Raw genomic sequence first — 20,576 nt, forward strand, 5'->3', positions numbered from 1 at the left:
CTAGTAGTAGGCGATTTGCGCCGCTTGGTGACCGCGACGGTGCTGGATCCGTGCTGGGTAGGGTCCCCCGTCCGGGCGTTTCAGCAGGTGACTGCGGTGTATGAAATCTTCCGCTTCAACGTGTGATGGTCTGCTGAGCAGCCCGCTGGCTTGCGGAAACCGCAGGTCAGCGGGTCGATTTGGGGTTCCAGGGTCCTGACCTCGTACGTTGCGCCGGAACGTTCAGACATCCGGCGATTGTCGGACTCGCATCCAAAAGAGCAGGTGGGGACTGGTCCGCCGCGCTCGTCGCTGGAGCGCTGCGTGCGTTGATCGAATGCGGTGCTGGATGGGTGCTGGACGATCTGACGGGCCGTCGGTCCGGCGTCGGAGGCTGTGCCGTGGACCGGATCGGCGCAGTTGCCGTCGGTTCGTGGAGCGGTCGTTGCATCGGAAGCTCCGATAGCGACCGCTGTCGACCGGTTCGGTGGTGCCTGTCGTAGCTCGCCGCGCAGCGACACGACCAGGACTCCGCCCGCCTCGAACTCGCCGCCTGGACGGAGGCGCACGGCGGCCCGGCCCCCGCCCGCGACCATCCGCGCCATGCCCTTCCGCCTGCGCGCCCGCGCGATGCTCGAGATCGACGCCGCCGCGGTCCCCAGCGACGAGGCCGAACCACTGCGCCCGCGCCCAGACCTCCGCCCCTGCGGCCGCGAGGGCCTCGCCCACCTCCAGGCCCTCGCTGCTGGGCCGCTGAGCCAGGGTGCCGCAGCCCGACGCGCCGCGCCAGGCGCACCCGCCGCCGCAACCGCTGACCGACCCCCGGGCCCAAACGGCAGACCCGGCCGGGAACAGCGCCAAAGTGGCCCCGGTGCCCGCATGCATCCGGCCCTGAGCGGCCGCCAGTAGGCGAGGAGGCTTGTGGCGGCGGTGGAGTCGCGGCGGTTGAGCACGCCAGAGGAGACGGCGGAGACGGAGTCGTTCCCCCTGACGGACATGCATGGTACCGAATTCCGTACCGATAGTGTACGGTTTTCAGTACAATGCACGGGGATGGTTGGCGCGAAAGGGGCGACAGTAAATGACGATCACTGGAACCGAGGCGCGGCGGGACTTCTTCCCCCTGCTCAAGAAGGTCAACGACGATCACGCGCCGGTGCGGATCGCCTCCAAGCAGGGGAACGCCGTTCTCATGGCGGAGTCGGACTACGAAGCGTGGACGGAGACCATGTACCTGCTGGGCAATGCGCGCACCGCCGCTGAGCTGATGGAGTCCGTCGCGGAGCTGGAGGCCGGGCGCGGTACTGTGCGCGACCTGATCGACCCCGAGGCGGCGGAATGAAGGTCATGTTCTCCACTCGCGCTTGGGAGCAGTACGCGCAGTGGGCCATGACCGACAGGCGCACGCTCAAGCGCGTGAACCTCTTGATCGCGGACATTCAGAGGAACCCCGATGACGGCGACGGCGTTGGAAGGCCCGAGATGCTGAAGGGGGCATTGAAGGGTTGGTGCTCGCGGCGCATCACGGAGGAGCACCGACTCGTCTACCGGGTTAACGGTGACGTACTGGAGGTTGCCCGGGTCTACGGCCATTACTCCGACCGTTGAGGCGTGACGCCGGTGCTGGACGTCGATCTGCCAGCTTCCGGAACGGTCGTGTGGCAGGTCTGTGCCCCGATCGGCTTCGCGTACGCCGTCGCCGGTGCTGGATGCGTGCTTGATACAGCGGCCGTCTTGCGCGTTTCCGCAGGTGATTGCGGTTACGTCGGCCGTTCCGCTCTTCAGCGTCTGATGATCTGCTGAGCAGCCAGCTGGCTTGCGGAAGCCGCAGGCCGGCGGGCTGATTCGTGGGCGGTGTGCGCTCGCGCATCCGATGACCGTGCCCACAGTGGCCGCTTCCACTCCCAGCGATCCGACCAGGGGCGTGCCTCGTGTCCGACGATCCGTGCCGTTCGAGCGACCGCGCGACAGTCGTGGTTCCCTCGGGGCGGCGGCGATGGAGGCGCGCCAGGCGGCCAACCAAGTACTGCACCAGCACCCGCTGATGCTGGCCCGCGAACTGCGCTACCCCGCGACCCCCGACCTGGAGGGCCTGCGAGCCACTGCCAGGCCCCTTGGCGCGTGGCGCGGGCCACGAGGGCGTACACGCGCTCGCCAGCCTCCGCTGGATTCAGCGGCGTTCAAGGGGCCGCCGTCAGGATGTCGCCCCTCAACCGGACAGCCTTCGCCGCCGCGACCCCGCACTACTGGGTCAGCGCGTGGATGGGCTTCACACACGAGGACCAGTTCCAGACCTACCTGTGGAACGGGTCCGCGTGGAACGCCTCAGTGCCCGCCGGTCTGACCGCACTGGTGGCCCTCGCCGCAGGCGCAACCATCGTCGTGTTCTGGGCGTCCAAGGACGACCGTTTGCTCCGCAGTGCGGACTGATTCCCCGCAGGTCCCCACGGTTCGAGGAACCGTCAGTTCACGAAACAACGTCTGACGCGGGGGCGGCCGACAAGATCCGCCGCCCCAATCCACTGACGGGGGAACATTGTGGGGACTGCTGTCGGCCGCCGGAACATCGAGTTGGGGCTGGTGCTGTTCGCGGCGGCGATCTCGGTCTTCGCCGACGTACAGGTGGAACTCACCCTGCACGGTGCACTCCCCGACAACTTCGGCGGACTGTGCGGGGTATTGACGGTTGCGGCCGTCCTCGCGCACCTGGCGGTCCGCCGCTGGGCCCGCCACGCCGACCCGCTGATCCTGCCGATCGCGGTGCTGCTGACCGGGCTGGGGCTGACCATGGTCCACCGGCTCGACATCACCTACGCCCTCATCGACGCCGGCTTCGACCCGTCGGACGCGACGCCGGAGGCGCCGACGCAGCTCCAGTGGACGGTCATCGCGGCCCTTGTCTTCGTCGTGGCCCTGGCGGTGGTCAAGCACCACCGGCTGCTCCAGCGCTACACCTACCTGACCATGGCCCTGTCCATGGTGCTGCTGATCGCACCCGCGTTCTTCCCGGCCATCAACGGTGCCAAGCGCTGGATCAGCCTCGGCCCGCTCCATGTGGAACCGGACGAGTTCACCAAGATCGGCATGATCGTGTTCTTCGCCGGCTACCTGATGGCCAACCGGGACGTCCTGGTGCTGGTCGGCCGGAGATTCTGGGGGGTGAGCCTGCCGCGCATGCGGGACCTCGGACCCCTGCTGGTGGTCTGGGCGCTCTGTCTGCTCGTGCTGGTCGTCGAGGTCGACCTCGGCACCTCTCTGATCATCTTCGGCATCTTCATCCTGATGCTGTACATCACGACCCAGCGGATCGGATGGGTCGTCGTCGGCCTGCTCCTGGCCGTGGTGGGTGGCGGCGTCGTCGGGGCGGCCTCCTCCCATGTCGGGCAGCGCGTCACCGCCTGGCTGCACCCGATGGACGCGTTCCTGCCGCACCCGACCGTCACGAACCAACCCGCACTGGCGCTCTTCGCCCTCGGCCACGGTCGCATTTCCGGCACCGGCCTGGGGCGAGGCCAGTCATGGCTGATCGGCACCGCGGGCCGCAGCGACTGGATCTTCGCCGCGTTCGGCGAGGAGTTGGGCACGGCTGGCCTGATGGCGCTGCTCTGCCTCTACCTCCTGCTCGCGCACCGGGGTTGGCGGGCAGCCATTTCGCTCACCGACCCCTTCGGCAAGCTCCTCGCCGCCGGGCTCGCCAGCGTCCTGGTGCTTCAGGTGTTCGTCGTCGCAGGCGGCGTCGTCGGCCTGCTGCCCGAGACCGGCAAGGCCCTTCCCTTCGTCTCGCAGGGCGGCTCTTCCGCCGTCGCCAACTGGCTGCTCGCTGCCCTGCTCATCAAACTCAGCGACGCCGCCGGCCGCAGCGAACTCAGCCCCCCACCCCATCCGGGAGATACGCTCACCGTCTCCACCGGAGAGATCCGCGCCCACTTCGCCGACGCCCAGTGAAAGCAGGGCCGCCGCACCAGCCAGACGGTGTGCGTCCCTAGCGGGACAGGCCTTCACCAGCGCAGTAGGGAAACGACACGGAGGTGCTCAATGCCGTGACCGACGACGGCTTCCAGGGCTACTGTCGCGGCGGATCAACGACGAGCACCGGCTGATCGACAAGGTCACTGAGGATTCGATCCTGATCGCGCAATGCCGCTACCACTACGAGGGCTGAGGTGGACCGCCTCAACGTGTGACGCGCGCCCGAGCCGCCGTGGCCCGGTCGTTCCCGTCCTCGATGCGGCCGGGCTGCTCCCGTCGCGACTGGCATGTTCACGCCCATTTCGGTTGGATAAAACCAGGGAAGAGCCTGTTCCGTCGACGAAGGGTGGCTTGGGTGGAAGCGGTGAGTGGGGCGAAAGGTGGGGCGGCCGAGGAGTTGGAGCGGCTCGCCGCCGACTACTTCCACGGGCATCTCGACGCGCAGCCCGTCTTCGCCTCGACGCTCGGCTTCGCCGGGTACGAGTCCCGGGTCGCCGACCCGTCGCGGGAGGGCGACGCACGATGGATCGCGCGGCTGCGCGCGTTCGCGGTGCGCGGGGAGGGCATCGATCCCTCCGGGCTGGACCGCTCGCGGGCGCTGACCCGCGCCATCCTGCTGGAGCGCCTGCGGCTCGAGGCGGACAGTCTCGAAGCCGCCACGGGCGAGGTCTCCGTGTCCGGGAGCATCGGGGGAGACCTCTCGATGACGCTCTCCATGGTCGGGCACGCGTCCCTGCCGGACGATGCGACGGCCGAGGCGTTCGTGCGCAGACTGGAGGCGCTGGGCGGGTACTTCGACGGCCTCGGACTCCGCTACCGGCAGGCTCGGGAGGACGGCCGATTCCCCGTGGCGTCCGGAGTGCGTTCGGCCGTGCGGCAGTTGGACGGCTACCTGGCCGGTGACGTGGCGACCGACCCGTTGCTGCGGCCGGTGCTCTCGGCGGCCACCCTGCACGACGGCTGGCAGGCCAAGGCGGCCGGGGCCCTGCGGGAGCACGTGCGGCCCGCGCTCGACCGGCTGCGGTCGGTCTGGCTGAACGAGCTGCTGCCGGTGGCCCGGGACGACGAGCACCCGGGTCTGTGCCATGTGCCCGGCGGCGAGCAGGCCTACGGCGCGGAGATGCGTCTGTACACCACGACCGTCTACTCGGCCGAGGAGATCCACCGGCTCGGCCTGGCACGGGTGGCCGAACTCCGGGAGGAGATCGCCGAGCTGGGGGAGGCGGTGTTCGGGACCGGGCGGTGCGAGGCGGTCCTGCAGCGGGCGCATGCCGGCGGGGGCCGGGTCTTCGACAGCCCCGACGAGGTGCTGGACTGCATCCGTGCCGCCTACGGGCGCGCGCGGGAGGCACTGCCGGGATGGTTCAAGGACCGTCGTCTGCCGGACTGCGAGATCCGTGCGCTCGATCCGCATCAGGCGGGCGGAGGGGCGGCCGCCTACTACCTGTGGCCGTCGGCGGACGGCAGCCGGCCCGGGGTGCTGTGGGTGAACACCCGTCAGGCCGTGGGCAGGCCGGCCGGCGGAATCGAGGCGCTCGCCTTCCACGAGGGGGTGCCCGGCCACCACCTCCAGGTGTCCGTGGCGGCCGGCGGGGACGACCTGCCGGACTTCCGGCGGCACCGGCGGCTCGCCGCGCACTCGGAGGGCTGGGGCCTGTACGCGGAGCGGCTCGCCGACGCGATGGGTCTCTACAGCTCGCCGGAGGCGCGCCTCGGCATGTGCACCGAGGCGCTGATGCGGGCGGCGCGTCTCGTGGTCGACACCGGCGTCCACGCCCTGGGCTGGTCCAGGAACCGGGCCCTGGAGTACCTGCGTGCCAATTCCGACCGCTCCCCGGAGGCGGTCGAGAACGAGATCGACCGTTACATCGCCGTTCCGGGCCAGGCGTTGTCGTACATGGTCGGGCAGGTGCGCCTGGAGCAGTTGCGGGACGAGGCGAGGGCGGCCCTCGGGTCGGCCTTCGACATCGCCGAGTTCCACGATCTCGTGCTGGCGGACGGGTCCATGCCGCTCGACGTGCTCGCCGCGTCCGTCGGCGCGTGGGTGAAGGACGGGGCGCGGGTGCCGTAGTCGCGCGGCGGTCCCGGCCCCGAGCGGGCGCGCGAGGAGGCCGCCGACCCCGGGTGCTCGGGGTCGGCGGCCTCTCGGACGTGCGCTGACGGAGGTTCGGCCGGGGCTCAGTCGACGGGTTACCGCAGTCGGCCGTCGGTCGCCGAAGCCGAAGCCGAAGCCGCCGCAACCGAAGCCGAAGCCGAGGCCGCAGCCGAAACCGAGGTCGGGGTCGGGGTTGGGAAAGCGGTGACGTGCTGGAGGCGTTCGCCCTCGATGTCGAGGTCGGGCAGGAGCCGGGCCAGCGGACGCGGGAGCCACCAGGCGGCGCGCCGAGTGAGGGCGAGCACGGCGGGGACGAAGGTCATCCGGATCACGAAGGCGTCCAGCAGCACGCCGGTGGCCAGGGCGAAGGCGATCTGCTTGAGCATGATGTTGTCGGTGCCGAGGAAGGCCGCGAAGACGGAGATCATGATGAGCGCCGCCGCCGTGACGACCCGGCCGCTGTGGCGGGCGCCGGAGTGGACGGCCTGGAGGGGGTCGCCGGTGGCTGTGTAGGACTCGCGCATCCGGGAGACGAGGAAGACCTCGTAGTCCATCGCGAGGCCGAACAGCACGGCCAGCAGCAGGATCGGCAGGAAGCTGCTGATCGGACCGGTCGTGTCGAGGCCGAACAGGCTGCCCATATGCCCGAGTTGGAAGACCGAGACGACCGCGCCGAGGGTGGCCGCGACGGACAGGACGAATCCGGCGGCGGCCTTGAGCGGCACCACGACCGAGCGGAAGACCAGGAGCAGCAGGAGCAGCGAGAGACCGACCACGACCGCGGCGAAGGGCAGCAGCGCCGCGTTGAGCTTGGCGGCGACGTCGATCTGGACCGCGGTGCTGCCGGTGACCTGGATCGTCGCGCCCGTCTGCCGCTGGATCGCGGCGCGGTCGTCGCGGATGGTGTTGACCAGGGTCTTCGTCGCGCTGTCGCTGGGGCCGGTCCGGGGTACGACCTGGATGAGCGCGGCGTGCGTGGCCGGGTTGAGGACGGGCTTGCCGACGGCCGCGACGTCCGGGAGGCCTTGCAGGGTCGAGGCGATCCGCCCGGCGGCCTGCTGGGGGTCGGCGCTGCCGCCGGTGTTCGCGAGGACGAGCAGGGGACCGTTGAAGCCGGGACCGAACTTCTGGCTGATCTCGTCGTAGGCGACGCGCTGTGAACTGCCCGCCGGCGCGGTTCCGTTGTCGGGCAGGGCGAGTTTCATGGAGTGCGCCGGCCAGGCGAGCGCGCCGAGCACGACGGCGACCGCCGCGAGGGCGAGCAGCGGGCGGCGGGTGACCTGGCGGAACCACGCTTCGGCCGCGTTCGCGGCCCGACCGGTTCCGGCGCCGGCGGTCCCGCTCGCCGCCGCCTCGCGGCGGGCGGCGCGTGAGCCCGGACGCGGCGCCAGACGTGCGCCGGCGAAGCCGAGGATCGCGGGCAGCAGGGTGGTCGCCACCAGGACCGCGGTGAGGACCGCGCCCGCCGCGGCCAGTCCCATGGCGGTCAGGAACGGGATGCCGACCACGGTGAGCCCCGCCATGGCGATCACGACGGTCAGTCCGGCGAAGACGACGGCGCTGCCGGCCGTGCCGACGGCCAGCGCGGCGGACTCCTCCGGGTCCATGCCCTGGGCGAGCTGGGAGCGGTGGCGGGTGACGATGAAGAGGGCGTAGTCGATGCCCACGGCCAGACCGATCATCAGGGCCAGGCTCTGCGCCGTGGAGGAGATGGCGACGACGCCGGTGAGCGAGAGCAGCCCGAAGATGGCCGTGGCGACCCCGAAGACGGCCGTCACCAGCGGTATGCCGGCGCTCAGCAGCGAGCCGAAGGTGACGACCAGGATGAGCAGCGCCACGCCGACGCCGATCAGATCGCTGTCGGACTTGCCCGGCGCGTTGCCGTAGGCCGCGCCGCCGACCTCGGTCTTCACGCCCGGCTGGTCGCTGCCGGAGACGGACGTCGAGACGGCCGATTTCAGCGCGTCCAGCGAGCCGGAGGCGAGGCCGCTGCTCGGCACCTCGTACTGGACCTGCGCGACGGCGGTCGTGCCGTCGGGAGAGACGGTGCGCGCGTCGAACGGGCTGACCACCCGGGCCACCTGCGGTGCGGTGGCGGCGGCGTTCACAGCCGCGCGGATCGCGGCGGCGTCCGCGGGGTCGGTCACCTTCTGCCCGGCCGGGGCTGTGAACACGATCTGCGCGCTGGTGCCCGAGGAGGTCGGGAAATCGGTCTTCATCCGGTCCAGGGCCTGCTGGGACTCCGAGCCGGGGATCGAGAAGGTGTTGTCGAACTTGCCGCTGCCGCCGAAGGCAACGGTGCAGGCGACCACGGCGGCCACGACCGCCAGCCAGAGCGCGAGCACGCTGCGGCGGTGGCGGAAGGCGAACCTGCCGAGGCGGTGAAGAACGGTGGGCATGGGGGCTCCGGTGGGCTCCGGTCGCCCCGGGAGGGGACGACCGCGGTGACCGCGGTGCTGGAGGACCCGCGATCCGAAAAACTGGCAGTTCTGCCACGGTAGCAAAGTGGCAGAACTGCCAGTTTCATCCTCAAGGCTGAGATGCTTGGCCTGTGGACACAACCGCAGGAGGATCCGCGCGCCTGAGCGAGCAGGCCGAGGGCCGTCGGCAGCAGAACAAGCGCCGTACCCACGAAGCCCTGATCGAGGCCGCCGGCCGCCTCTTCCAGGAGCGCGGCTACGAGTCGACGACCGTCCGCGACATCGCCGCGGCCGCCGGCGTCGGGGAACGCACCTTCTTCCGCTACTTCCCGAGCAAGGAGAGCCTGGTCCTGCAGCAGGTCCGCGATCTGGTGCCGTTGCTCGCCGCCGAGATCCGCGACCGTCCCGGCGCCGAGCCGCCGCTCGTCGCCCTGCGCAGCGCCGTCCTGGAGGTCGCCCGCCGCAACGGGACCAACCCCGCGGTGCTGCTCGCCGGCTCGGGCCCCTTGCATGGGATCACCCGCACCGACGGCCGCACGGACGGGCGTGGCGACAAGCACCTGCTCTACGACATGGAGCAGGCCGTGGCCGCCGCGTTCGCGGACCGGCTGCTGCGCGAGGGCGGCGAGGCCGCGTCCGTCGCGCTGCGGGCGTCGGTCCTGAGCCGCGCGGGCGTGGGCGTGCTCCGGGCCGTGCGGCTGGCCTACGGCAGCGTCAGCGAGCCCGAGCGGCTCTCGGTCGACCCGGTCGCCCTCGTCCAGGAGGCCTTTGCCTGCCTGGACCTCCCGGGCTGAAGCTACGCTTCCCGTATGCGGATCTCGGTTTCCTCCGACATGGATGAGGGCGTCGCCCGACAGCTGGTCACCGAGCTTCAGCGCCGGGGCCATTCGGTGATCAGGCACGGTGCGCTGGAGCCCGACGAGAAGGACGACTGGGCCTTCTGCAGCGAGGCCGCTGCGCGCGACGTGGTGGAGGGCCGCGCCGACCAGGCGGTGGTCTGCTGCTGGACCGGCACGGGCGCGTCGATCGCCGCCAACAAGCTCCCCGGCGTGCGCGCGGCGCTGTGCACCGACGGCTACACCGCGGGCGGCGCGCGCCGCTGGAACGACGCCAACGTCCTCGCGCTGAGCCTGCGGCTGACCTCCACCCCGATGCTGTCGGAGATCCTCGACGCGTGGTTCGACGGCGCGCCGAGCCAGGAGCCGGACGACCAGGAGAACATCGCCCACCTCGCCAGAATCGGCCGCGGATGAGCGGCGGCGCCGGGACGGGCTGGATCCTGATGCGTCAGGACGACAACAGCAACCGCGTCGAGATGGCCCGCTTCGAGGTCCGCGCGGAGGCGGAGGCCGCGGCGGCGGAGTTCGAGGCGCGGGGGCACAAGCAGCTGTACTGGGTGGCGCAGGCCGCCCGGATCGTGGTGGGGGCGGCGCTCTTCGAGGCCGCCGAGGCCGATGCTCGCGGCGATTCCGGCGGCGATTCCGACGGTGGCGACTCCAGGGGCGACGGTGGCGGCGGTGGGGGGCGGGGCCGCCGGGTCCTGGCGGCGCGACGGTCCGCGCCGGAGGCGCTGGCGGGCCGGTGGGAGTTCCCCGGCGGCAAGGTCGAGCCGGGGGAGAGCGTGCCGGCGGCGCTGGAGCGGGAGCTCCGGGAGGAGCTGGGCGTGACCGCGCGCGCGGTGGAGCGCCTGCCCGGGGCGTGGGAGGTCCGGCCGGGGCTGGAGCTTCAGATCTGGGCCGCGGAGCTGCTGTCGGGCGAGCCCCGCCCGCTCCAGGACCACGACGAGCTGCGCTGGCTGGACGCGAGCACGCTGGACTCGGTCGACTGGCTGCCCCAGGACCGCTTCGCCCTGCCGCACGTGGCCAGGCGGCTGTAGCGGCGCCCCTCCCGGGGTGAGCCGCTGACCTGCGGGTTTCCCCCGGGCTCCCCAGGTCCCCTCGGCTCCTCCGGTCCCGCGCCCGGGCTCCCCTGGCTCCTCCCGGACTCCCCCGGCCTTCGGTCGGGAGCCGCTGTCGGCGTGGATCCACGGATCTCGTAGGTCGCCGCGCCGGTCTGTCGCTTCCCGCCGCGCCGGTCTGTCGCCTCCCGCCGGGATCTCTGGCCTTCGGCCGGGAGCCGCCCCCGGTGCGGGCGCCGCGAACCCTGGGTCCCGGCGGGCGCGCGAGCGCGCCGAGTCGGCCCCGCGCGGGCCGTGTGCACGGGCTTCTCAGGGCGGTTTGCCACGCCTGGGACGGGCCGCCTTCATCCCTGCTCGAAGATGACCCATCCGGCGGGGTACGGCCGGTTTAAGGTGGGTATGTCAGTATCCGGCCACCCACCGGAGCGGTGGCCGGGACTGGGGAGACGTGAGGCGAGCTGACGCGCGTGCGCGCCTGCGGCGAAGGCCGGCGGCGGGTGGTGTCGGGGGGATCGTCCGTCGTGCCGGGTCGCGCGCTGCCACGCCCGCGCCCTTCCCGGACGCGCTGGCGGTCGGCGCAGAGCTGGAGGAGGGGGTCGGGCGTCGGACCGAGAGCCTGCTCGACCTGGTGCGTGTCGCCATCGCCCTGCTGGACGAGCAGGGCCGGGTGATGCTCTGGAGCCACGCGGCCGAGGAGCTGCTCGGCTGGCCGAGCGACGCGCTGGTCGGCCGCGACCTGGAGGTGCTGCTCGGGGACGACGCCGAGATGTACAAGGTCGCGCACGACGCGATCGCGGGCGTGCTGCGCGACGCCGAGTCCTGGTCGGGGATCGTGCGGCTGCAGCACCACGACGGGCAGAGCGTGCGCTTGGAGGCGCGACTCTCGCTGCTCGAGAACGGCGACGGCGTACCGTTTCTGCTCTGCCGCTTCGCGGACGCCGCCGCGCTCCTCGGGCTGGAGCAGGGGCTGGCCGTGCAGGAGGCGCTCTTCGAGCAGTCGCCGCTCGGTCTGGCGATCTTCGACCGCGACCTGCGGTACGTACGGATCAACGAGACGCTCGCCCGCATGAACGGCCTGCCCGTCGAGGCGCACCTCGGGCGGACGGCCGGCGAGGCGCTGCCGCAGCTCGCCGCGGACGAGGTGATGGCGGTGCAGCGGCAGGTGCTGGCCACCGGCGAGCCGGTGATCGACGTGACGGTCAACAGCGCCGATCCGGGCGAGCCCGGCTACCGCTCCGTCTCCTACTCGCGGCTGCACGACCGCTCGGGTCGGATCCTCGGTCTGACCGGCATGATCATGGATGTGACGGACCGCTACCGCTCCGTGGCCAAGGTCGAGCACGCGCGGCAGCGGCTCGCGCTGCTCAACGAGGTCGGCAGCCGGATCGGGGACCTGCTGGACGCCGAACTGATCGCGCAGGAGCTGGCCGGCGCGCTCGTGCCGCGTCTCGGCGACCACTCCGGGGTCGCCCTGCTGGAGGCCGTGCTGGACGGCTCGGAACTGCCCAGACACCCGCACACACGGCTCACACCGCTGATCATGGCCGCGGCCGCCGCCGTCGTGCCGGGGCCGGACGCGGACGCGATGCAGACGCCCGGCGCGCGGATCACCATGACCGACGAGTCGCTCTTCGGCCGGGTGCTCCGGACCGGCATGCCGTTGACCCTGGACGCGGCCACCCGCCTGGAGGACGTGTCCGGGCAGGGCGACCCGCGGGTCCGCGCCGCGTACCGGCTCGGTGTGCACTCGATGCTGGTGGTGCCGCTGCGGGCGCGCGGCATCGTGCTCGGCCTGCTGATCCTGGACCGGGCCGGGCGGCGTGAGGGCTTCGACCACGACGACGTCGTCTTCGCCACCGAGCTGGCGGACCGCGCCGGGGCCTCGCTCGACAACGCCCGCCTCTACGCCCGCGAGCGCGCCGCCGCGCTGATGCTGCAGCGCAGCCTGCTGCCGCAGTCGGTGGCCCAGCCGCCGGGCATGGAGGTCGGCTACCGGTACGTGCCGGGCAGCAGCGGCGCGGAGGTGGGCGGCGACTGGTTCGACGTGATCCCCCTGCCACGCGGCCGCACCGCGCTGGTGGTCGGCGACGTCATGGGCCACGGCCTGCGCGCCGCCGCGACGATGGGCCGCCTGCGCACCGCCGTGCGCACTCTCGCGGGGCTCGACCTGCCCCCGCACCGGCTGCTGCAGAAGGTTCACGACCTCGCCGACGACCTGGCCCAGGGACCGGAGGAGGCGCTGATCGCCACCTGCGTGTACGCGGTCTACGATCCCTCCGCGCACAAGCTGGTGCTCTCCAAGGCCGGTCACACCGAACCGCTGCTCATCACCCCGACTCCGACGGCCGCGCCGGGCGGGGAGCGGCTGGGCGGCGGATCGGCGACCGTGCTGGCGCTGCCCTCGGGCGCGCCGCTGGGCGTGGGCGGGGTTCCCTTCGAGGTGACCGAGCTCACCGTGCCGGAGGGCAGCCTGCTCGCGCTGTACACCGATGGGCTGGTGGAGTCGCGCACGGAGGACATCGACGTGGGCACGCGCCGACTGAGCGCCGTGCTGGAGCTTCCGCACGCCTCGGTCGAGGAGGCGTGCGAAGCGGTCGTGCGCACCCTCGACCAGGGACAGGAGCCGGACGACGTGGCGCTGCTGCTGGCCCGGCTGGGAGGGACGCCCGAGCCGACCGTGTTGCGGGAGGAGCGCTGGACGCTCAGCGCTGAGCCCTCCGCGCCCGCGCACGGCCGCCGTCTGGTCCGGGCGACGCTGCACGACTGGGACGAGGAGCGCCTGCTGGACACGACGGAACTGCTGGTCAGCGAGCTGGTGACGAACGCGGTCCGGTACGCGAGCGCGCCGATCGGGCTGCGGCTGGCGCTCCGCGAGGAGACGCTGCTGGTCGAGGTCGCCGATCCGCTGCCCGACCCGCCGCGTGAGCGCGAGGCCGCCGGCACCGACGAGGGCGGCCGCGGCCTGCAGTTGGTGCACCGGCTGGCGAACCGCTGGGGGACACGCGCCGAAGGGGAAGGAAAAGTCGTCTGGTTCGAACAAATCCGGTCCGATGTTCCTGGTGAGACTGATGTCTCCACCAGTTCTTGATCAACTGGACACGTCGAGTACCTCCCGTTCGGCCTGACTGAGGCGTATGGTTCCGATTCCGGACACCGTGCCCCGCGGTGGCAGGGGATCGCCTCACGTTCCCTCGCTCGATGTGATGTTGAGATCGGTCAGGGCGTAGGCGAGATCACCGGGATGATGAATACTCGGAACGCGACATGCTCCACCGGGCTTCGGCCGGGAGGTGCCCCAGCGCAGATCGCCACAGGAGTCGGTAGTTGAGCGACACGCCGTCACGTGAGGCCGCCGAGCCGGCCGCGTTCACGCCCGAGGGCGGTGCGGATGCCGTCATCCCGCATCCGGCCGGGGAGGTGCGGCTGCACGCCACGTCGCCCAACCTGTCGGGTCACGGCGAGCCGGGCTCCGTCTACGACTACATACAGGTCGCCGCCTTCTCGCTCGACGGCGACGGGCTGATCTCCCAATGGAGCGACCGTGCCGCCGAGTTCTTCGGGCTGCGCGCCGACGAGGTGGTCGGCGCCGACCCGGTGACCACCTTCGCCCCGCGTGAGCTGTGGCGACGCGGACGGGAGCGGATCGAGGAGACCCTCGGCGGCAAGGAGTGGGTCGGCACCGCGCCCTACCGCGACGCGGACGGCCAGGAGCGCGTCGCCGAGCTCTACCTGATGCCCGCTCGTGGCCACGACGGACGCCCCGGCGTCGTTTGCCTGGCCGTGGACCTGCGCAAGCTGCGCGCGATCGAGACCGAACTGGCCGCCTCGGAGGCCGTCTTCGGCCAGGCGCCGACGGGGTTCGTGCTCTTCGACCGCGAGTGCCGCATCCGCCGGGTCAACGACAGCTTCGCCGAGGTCCTCGGCCTCCCGGCGGAGGACCTGGTCGGCCTCGCCCCGGTCGACCTGATGGCCCCGCGCGACGCCCTCCGGCTCGGCCGGGCCGTCGCCGACGTGCTGGAGAGCGGCGAGCCGGTCGTCGACGTGACCTTCAGCGGAGTGCTGCCGACCCGCGGCAGACGCCGCTGGTCGATCTCGCTCTACCGGCTGCTGAGCACCGGCGACCGCCCCATGGGCGTGGCCGGGCAGGTCGTGGACGTCACCGGCCGGGCCCGGGCCGAGCGCGAGGCCGCCAGCGCGCGCCGCAGCCTCGCCCTGCTCAACGAGGCCAGCCGCCACATCGGCTCGACCCTCGACCTGGAGACCACCGCCCGCGAGCTGCTCGACGTCACCGTGCCCGGCTTCTGCGACGTGGCCACCGTCGACCTCTACAACGCGGTGCTCACCGCCGACGCGGAGGGCCGCCGGGTCGACGACGGCGACGGCACCGGCGAGCTGCGCCGCGTCGCCTCGGCCAGCACCGTGCACCACGACGCCGCTCCGACGCACGAGGCCCCGTCCACCCCGGCCGCGGAGGTCGGCGGCGCGTTCTGCTACCCGCCGCGCTCCCCTTACGCCAAGGCGCTGCGCACCGGCCGCAGCCTCACGCTGATCGGCCCCGGCAACCCGGACCCCAACCCGCTGATCCACAGCGCCATGGTGGTGCCGATGGTCGCCAGGGAGAAGGTGCTCGGCCTGGTCCAGCTCTCCCGCGCCAAGGGCAGCGAGCCCTTCGACGCACGCGACGTCGCCATCGCGACCGAGCTGGTCGCGCGGGCCGCGGTGTGTATCGACAACGCCCGCCTCTACCGGCGTGAACACGAGCGCGCACTGATCCTGCAGCGCTCCCTGTTGCCCCCCGGCAACCCCGAGGCCTCCGGCCTGGAGATCGCCTGCCGCTACCGCCCTGCCGGGAGCGGCACCGAGGTCGGCGGCGACTGGTTCGACGTCATCCCGCTGCCCGGCAACCGCACCGCGCTCGTCGTCGGCGACGTCATGGGCCGCGGGCTGCGTGCGGCGGTCGCCATGGGCCAGCTGCGGACGGCGGTGCGCACGCTCTCCCTGCTGGACCTCGACCCCGCCGACGTGCTGACCCAACTCGACGAGATCGCCCGCGGGTTGTCCGCCGACCCGGAGTCCGACGGCGGCGAGTCGGGCGAGCTCTACCTCGCCACCTGCGTGTACGCCGTCTTCGACGCGGTCACGCGCCGCTGCACGATCGCCAACGCGGGCCACCTCCCGCCGGTCGTGGTCGACCCCGCGGGCGGCGACAACCCGGCCCTGATGCTGGAGGTCCCCGAGGGCCTGCCGTTGGGCGTCGGCGGCGAGCCCTTCGAGGAGGTCACCGTCGAGCTCCCGGACGGCGCGCTGTTCGGGCTCTACACGGACGGGCTGGTCGAATCCCGCAAGCACCAGCTCGAGGACGGCCTCTCCGCGCTGCGCTCCGCGCTCAGCGGCCCCGAGCGTCCACTCGAAGCCCTCTGCGACCAGTTGCTGACGGAACTCGACCCGCACCACGGCGAGGACGACATCGCCCTGCTGATGGCGCGGGTGCGCGCCCTGCCGAGCAACTCCGTCGGGGACTGGGTTCTGCCCTCCGAGCCCACCTCGGTCGCCCGCGCCCGTGAACTGGCCTGCGGCTGGCTGCTCGCCTGCGGCCTGGACGAACTGGTCGACACCGTCGAGCTGCTGGTCAGCGAGCTGGCGACGAACGCGCTGCGGCACGGCCGCGGCGACATCCGCGTGCGCCTGCTGCGGGACTCCGTCCTGGTCTGCGAGGTCTGGGACAACGGCTACGCGCAGCCGCGCCAGCGCCGCGCCCGCGACACGGACGAGGGCGGCCGCGGCCTCCAGTTGGTCAGCCTGCTGGCCGACCGCTGGGGGAGTCGCCGGACTCCCAACGGCAAGGCGGTCTGGTTCGAACTCGGCCTCCCCGCAACCCCCTAGCGGCGCGGCCAGGCCGAGCTTTCGTTCCCGCGGGTGGGTGCGGGTGGGTGCACTGCCTGGGGCGCGGGGAACTGCGCGAGAACCACCCGGTGCGGATGGCCCAGCGCGTTGAGGACCATCCGCGTGTCAGTGGCTGGTCGCGCAGTTCCTCGCGCCTCCTGATGCGGTTGCCCCCCTGAGGGTGGTCGCCCCCTGAGGGGTCGCCACCTCAGGGGGCCGCCACCTCAGGGGATCGCCACCTCAGGGGGCCACCACCTCAGGGGGCCGCCACCTGAGGGTGGTGCCTCACCCCCGTCGTAGGCCGATCTTGCTGCCCAGCCAGACCAGCGGGTCGTACTTGCGGTCGACCGCCCGTTCCTTGAGTGGGATCAGTGCGTTGTCCGTGATCTTGATGCCCTCCGGGCAGACCTCCGTGCAGCACTTGGTGATGTTGCAGTAGCCCAGCCCGTGCTCCTCCTGGGCCGTGGCCTTCCGGTCGAGGCCGGAGTCGGAGGCGGCGTCGAGGGGGTGCATGTCCAGCTCGCCCACGCGCATCAGGAACCGCGGGCCGGCGAAGGCCGGCTTGTTCTCCTCGTGGTCACGAATCACGTGGCAGGTGTTCTGGCACAGGAAGCACTCGATGCACTTGCGGAACTCCTGCGAGCGGTTCACATCCTCCTGCTGCATCCGGTACTCGCCGGGCTTCACGCCCTGCGGCGGGATGAACGAGGGGATCTCGCGGGCCTTCTGGTAGTTGAAGCCCACGTCCGTGACCAGATCCCGCAGCACCGGGAAGGTGCGCATCGGGGTGATGGTCACCGTCTCGCCCGGCGGCAGGGTCGACATGCGGGTCATGCACATCAGCCGCGGCCGGCCGTTGATCTCCGCGCTGCAGGAACCGCACTTGCCGGCCTTGCAGTTCCAGCGGACGGCGAGATCGGGAGCCTGGGTCGCCTGGATGCGGTGGACGACGTCGAGCACCACCTCGCCGTCGTTGACCTCGACCTGGAAGTCCGTCAGTTCCCCGCCCTCGGCGTCGCCGCGCCAGACGCGGAACGTGGCCTCGTAGCTCAATGCTCCGCTCCGTTCTCACTCTTCTTGTCGGCGTCCGCGTCCGCGCGCTGCGGCGGGAGGTCCGCGTCCGCGCCGGGCAGCTCGTCCTCGGTCAGGTACTTCTTGAGCTCGTCGATGCCGAACAGGCCCAGCAGGTCCTCGCGGATGGACGGGTTCTCCTTCCGCTGGAGGACGATCGCGCCCTCGCCGGGAACGGGCTTGTCCGCGAGCGAGCAGGCGAGCAGCACGCGGCGCCACTCGGGGGCCATCGCCGGGTGGTCCTCGCGGGTGTGGCCGCCGCGGCTCTCCTGGCGCTCCAGCGCGGCGCGGGCCACGCATTCCGAGACCAGCAGCATGTTGCGCAGGTCCAGGGCCAGGTGCCAGCCGGGGTTGAACTGGCGGTGACCCTCGACGCCTGCGTTCACGGCCCGCTCGCGCAGGACCGATAGCCGCTGGAGGGCCTCCTCCATCTCGCCCTCGCGCCGGATGATGCCGACCAGGTCGTTCATCGACTGCTGCAGTTCCTGGTGCAGGCCGTAGGGGTTCTCGCCGCCGTCGGCCGAGAAGGGCGCCAGCGCCTCCTCAGCCGCCGCGTCGATCTGCTCCTGGTCGACCACCGGGCGGCTCTCCCGGGCGGCGTCCGCGTACTCGGCTGCGTGCAGCCCTGCCCGGCGACCGAAGACCAGAAGGTCGGACAGGGAGTTGCCGCCCAGACGGTTGGAGCCGTGCATGCCGCCGGCGACCTCGCCGGCCGCGAACAGGCCGGGCACGCAGGAGGACGCGGTGTCCGGGTCGACCTCGACGCCGCCCATGACGTAGTGGCAGGTCGGACCGACCTCCATCGGCTCGGCGGTGATGTCGACGTCGGCCAGCTCCTTGAACTGGTGGTGCATCGACGGCAGCCGGCGCCGGATCTCCTCCGCGGGCAGGCGCGTGGAGACGTCCAGGAAGACGCCGCCGTGCGGGGTGCCGCGACCGGCCTTGACCTCGCTGTTGATGGCGCGGGCCACCTCGTCGCGGGGCAGCAGCTCCGGCGGGCGGCGGTTGTTGGCCTGGTCCTGGTACCAGCGGTCGCCCTCCTCCTCCGTCTCCGCGTACTTCTCGCGGAAGACGTCGGGGATGTAGTCGAACATGAACCGCTTGCCGTCGCTGTTGCGCAGCACGCCCCCGTCGCCGCGCACGGACTCGGTGACCAAGATGCCCTTCACCGACGGCGGCCAGACCATGCCGGTCGGGTGGAACTGGACGAACTCCATGTTGATCAGGTTCGCGCCCGCCAGCAGCGCCAGCGCGTGGCCGTCGCCGGTGTACTCCCAGGAGTTGGAGGTCACCTTGAACGACTTGCCGATGCCGCCCGTGGCCAGGACGACGGCCGGCGCCTCGATGACGAAGAAACGCCCCGACTCGCGCTGGTAGCCGAAGACCCCGCTCACCCGCTCGCCCGTGGCGGAGCCGCCGAGGCCAGGAGCCTTCAACACCCGGGTGACGGTGTACTCCTGGAAGACCTTGATCCGCGCCTCGTAGTCGCCGTGCTCGCGGAAGTCCTCCTGCTGCAGGCTGACGACCTTCTGCTGCAGCGTGCGGATCAGCTCCAGGCCGGTGCGGTCGCCGACGTGGGCCAGGCGCGGGTACTCGTGGCCGCCGAAGTTGCGCTGCGAGATCTTGCCGTCCTTGGTGCGGTCGAAGAGCGCACCCCAGGTCTCCAGCTCCCAGACCCGCTCGGGGGCCTCCTTGGCGTGCAGTTCGGCCATCCGCCAGTGGTTGAGGAACTTGCCGCCGCGCATGGTGTCGCGGAAGTGCACCTGCCAGTTGTCCTGGCCGTTGACGTTGCCCATGCTGGCCGCGATGCCGCCCTCGGCCATCACGGTGTGAGCCTTGCCGAAGAGCGACTTGCAGATGATCGCGGTCCGCCTGCCGTGCTCGCGGGCCTCGATCGCCGCCCGCAGCCCGGCGCCGCCGGCGCCCACCACCACCACGTCGAAGTCGTGGCGCTCCACCTCGGTCATGAAGTTGTTCCTTTGGGTCTCTTAGAAGAAGCGCGGGTCGCTGAAGGCGCCGGTCGCCAGCAGGTACACATAGAGGTCGGCCAGGCCCACGCTGAAGAGGGAGGCCCAGGCCAGTTGCATGTGACGGGCGTTGAGCTTGCTGACCCAGGTCCACAGCCGGTACCGCACGGGGTGCTTGGAGAAGTGCCGCAGCCGGCCGCCGACGATGTGCCGGCAGGAGTGGCACGAGGCCGTGTACGCCCAGATCAGCGAGACGTTGACGAGCAGCACCAGGGTGCCGAGGCCCATGTGCCCCCAGTGGCCCTGTGGGTCGCGGAAGCCGAGAATCGCGTCCCAGGTGAGGATGCCGGCCACCGGGATGGCGACGTAGAAGAAGTACCGGTGGATGTTCTGCAGGATCAGCGGGAAACGCGTCTCGCCGCTGTACTTGGCGTGCGGCTCGGCCACCGCGCAGGCCGGCGGGGAGGACCAGAAGGACCGGTAGTAGGCCTTGCGGTAGTAGTAGCAGGTCAGCCGGAAGCCCAGTGGGAAGATCAGCACGATCAGCGCGGGGGACAGGCTCCACCAGCCGCCGAACAGCGCCCAGTCCGCGCCGCCGGCCATCTTGGGGCAGTTCGCGGCGAGGCAGGGCGAGTAGAACGGGGAGACGTAGGGCGCGGCGTACGAGGTGTGCAGGCCGAAGAAGGCCCGCCAGGTCGAGTACCCGATGAAGAGCAGCAGGCCTGCGGCGGTCACGGCCTGGGGGAGCCACCAGCGGTCCAGCCGTAGATGCCGTTGTGCGATGGCCGCGCGCCCAGGGGAGTGGACCCCCCGACCGGTGCTGTCCGCGGCCTCGGGGGGCCTCGTCTCCGTCGTCACTGCTGTTCCTCGTCCTCTCCTGGGCGGTTCCGGCCGGGCGTCGGCGCCGGATCGTCTTCCGGTCAGTGGCGGTGCCCGCCGATGCCTTCGTCCTCGGCGTCGTGCCACATCGCGGGGTCGTACTGCTCGTCCGACACCTCGATCGGGCTGCTGCGCTGTTCGGGCGCGCCGCACGGTGGCAGGCAGGCGCGCAGGCGGGCCAGCGCGAGCCGGGTCTCGTCGACCGCCCGGTCGAGCTCGGTGAGCCGTCGGTGGGCCTCCGCCAGGGCGGTGGGATCGATCGTGTTCGAGGGCATGACTCAGCTCCCCTCCACGCGCATGGGTATTCGATTCCTGATGTTCTGTCAGGAACGCGCGGAAGCGAGTGTGGCCCCGATCGCCCTCACCTGAAAAGGCTTTGCTCACGATTGGCGGATTACGCCTCCGCGGCGCGCGCC

Annotated in this window: 17 protein-coding genes; 12 read left to right on the forward strand and 5 right to left on the reverse strand. The window is 71.7% G+C overall.

Annotated features, from left to right (window positions below; all coding sequences use genetic code 11):
- Positions 1–1,060 precede the first annotated feature (1,060 nt).
- The 7 genes from TR48_RS28745 (at position 1,061) to TR48_RS28765 (ending at position 6,019) form a co-directional block, all read left to right on the forward strand.
- Positions 1,061–1,321 carry a type II toxin-antitoxin system Phd/YefM family antitoxin gene (locus TR48_RS28745; RefSeq protein ID WP_042372746.1) on the forward strand — a complete coding sequence of 87 codons (261 nt, stop codon included), beginning with the start codon at positions 1,061–1,063 and terminating at the stop codon, positions 1,319–1,321.
- Positions 1,318–1,587: a Txe/YoeB family addiction module toxin gene (locus TR48_RS28750; protein ID WP_042372748.1), complete on the forward strand. Its 270-nt coding sequence runs from the start codon at positions 1,318–1,320 to the stop codon at positions 1,585–1,587. The genes TR48_RS28745 and TR48_RS28750 overlap by 4 nt, the downstream gene beginning before the upstream one ends.
- A gap of 3 nt (positions 1,588–1,590) precedes the next feature.
- A complete protein-coding gene (locus TR48_RS42405; protein ID WP_152628232.1) occupies positions 1,591–1,782 on the forward strand; it encodes a hypothetical protein in 192 nt (63 codons plus the stop codon).
- 396 nt (positions 1,783–2,178) lie between these two features.
- Positions 2,179–2,409 carry a hypothetical protein gene (locus TR48_RS28755; RefSeq protein WP_042372749.1) on the forward strand — a complete coding sequence of 77 codons (231 nt, stop codon included), beginning with the start codon at positions 2,179–2,181 and terminating at the stop codon, positions 2,407–2,409.
- A 108-nt stretch (positions 2,410–2,517) separates the two neighbouring features.
- Entirely contained in the window at positions 2,518–3,924 is a 1,407-nt protein-coding gene (locus tag TR48_RS28760; RefSeq protein ID WP_042372750.1) for an FtsW/RodA/SpoVE family cell cycle protein, read from the forward strand.
- 151 nt (positions 3,925–4,075) lie between these two features.
- The gene (locus TR48_RS46870) at positions 4,076–4,141 is read left to right on the forward strand and encodes a hypothetical protein (RefSeq protein ID WP_439654502.1); all 66 of its coding nucleotides are present in this window, start codon (positions 4,076–4,078) and stop codon (positions 4,139–4,141) included.
- 162 nt (positions 4,142–4,303) lie between these two features.
- Positions 4,304–6,019, forward strand: a complete 1,716-nt coding sequence (locus TR48_RS28765; RefSeq protein ID WP_161789925.1) for a DUF885 domain-containing protein — start codon at positions 4,304–4,306, stop codon at positions 6,017–6,019.
- Positions 6,020–6,138: 119 nt separating this feature from the next.
- Here TR48_RS28765 and TR48_RS28770 read toward each other — a convergent pair whose 3' ends face one another.
- Positions 6,139–8,442 carry an MMPL family transporter gene (locus tag TR48_RS28770; protein ID WP_063771086.1) on the reverse strand — a complete coding sequence of 768 codons (2,304 nt, stop codon included), beginning with the start codon at positions 8,440–8,442 and terminating at the stop codon, positions 6,139–6,141.
- Positions 8,443–8,594: 152 nt separating this feature from the next.
- Between TR48_RS28770 and TR48_RS28775 the strand changes: the two genes are divergently transcribed.
- The 5 genes from TR48_RS28775 (at position 8,595) to TR48_RS28795 (ending at position 16,243) form a co-directional block, all read left to right on the forward strand.
- On the forward strand, positions 8,595–9,257 hold the full coding sequence (locus tag TR48_RS28775; RefSeq protein ID WP_042372752.1) for a TetR/AcrR family transcriptional regulator: 663 nt from the start codon (positions 8,595–8,597) through the stop codon (positions 9,255–9,257).
- Positions 9,258–9,272: 15 nt separating this feature from the next.
- A complete protein-coding gene (locus TR48_RS28780) occupies positions 9,273–9,716 on the forward strand; it encodes an RpiB/LacA/LacB family sugar-phosphate isomerase (protein WP_042372753.1) in 444 nt (147 codons plus the stop codon).
- A gap of 287 nt (positions 9,717–10,003) precedes the next feature.
- Positions 10,004–10,339 carry a (deoxy)nucleoside triphosphate pyrophosphohydrolase gene (locus TR48_RS45890; RefSeq protein WP_042372781.1) on the forward strand — a complete coding sequence of 112 codons (336 nt, stop codon included), beginning with the start codon at positions 10,004–10,006 and terminating at the stop codon, positions 10,337–10,339.
- Between the two features lie 469 nt (positions 10,340–10,808).
- Positions 10,809–13,448: a SpoIIE family protein phosphatase gene (locus TR48_RS28790; protein WP_268873606.1), complete on the forward strand. Its 2,640-nt coding sequence runs from the start codon at positions 10,809–10,811 to the stop codon at positions 13,446–13,448.
- A 236-nt stretch (positions 13,449–13,684) separates the two neighbouring features.
- Positions 13,685–16,243, forward strand: coding sequence for a SpoIIE family protein phosphatase (locus TR48_RS28795; RefSeq protein WP_084729847.1), 2,559 nt, complete (start codon positions 13,685–13,687; stop codon positions 16,241–16,243).
- A 285-nt stretch (positions 16,244–16,528) separates the two neighbouring features.
- On the opposite strand, the gene TR48_RS28800 is transcribed toward TR48_RS28795, so the two are convergent.
- The 4 genes from TR48_RS28800 to TR48_RS28815 form a co-directional block, all read right to left on the reverse strand.
- Positions 16,529–17,296, reverse strand: a complete 768-nt coding sequence (locus tag TR48_RS28800; protein WP_042372754.1) for a succinate dehydrogenase/fumarate reductase iron-sulfur subunit — start codon at positions 17,294–17,296, stop codon at positions 16,529–16,531.
- A complete protein-coding gene (locus TR48_RS28805; RefSeq protein ID WP_084729848.1) occupies positions 17,293–19,281 on the reverse strand; it encodes a fumarate reductase/succinate dehydrogenase flavoprotein subunit in 1,989 nt (662 codons plus the stop codon). Before TR48_RS28805 ends, TR48_RS28800 begins: the two co-directional genes overlap by 4 nt.
- Positions 19,282–19,302: 21 nt before the next feature.
- The gene (gene sdhC / locus TR48_RS28810) at positions 19,303–20,139 is read right to left on the reverse strand and encodes a succinate dehydrogenase subunit SdhC (protein WP_042372755.1); all 837 of its coding nucleotides are present in this window, start codon (positions 20,137–20,139) and stop codon (positions 19,303–19,305) included.
- Between the two features lie 62 nt (positions 20,140–20,201).
- Positions 20,202–20,435, reverse strand: a complete 234-nt coding sequence (locus TR48_RS28815) for an Rv0250c family protein (protein WP_042372756.1) — start codon at positions 20,433–20,435, stop codon at positions 20,202–20,204.
- Positions 20,436–20,576: the final 141 nt, after the last annotated feature.

This window comes from Streptacidiphilus neutrinimicus (assembly GCF_000787815.1).
GTDB classification, from domain to species: Bacteria; Actinomycetota; Actinomycetes; order Streptomycetales; family Streptomycetaceae; genus Streptacidiphilus; species Streptacidiphilus neutrinimicus.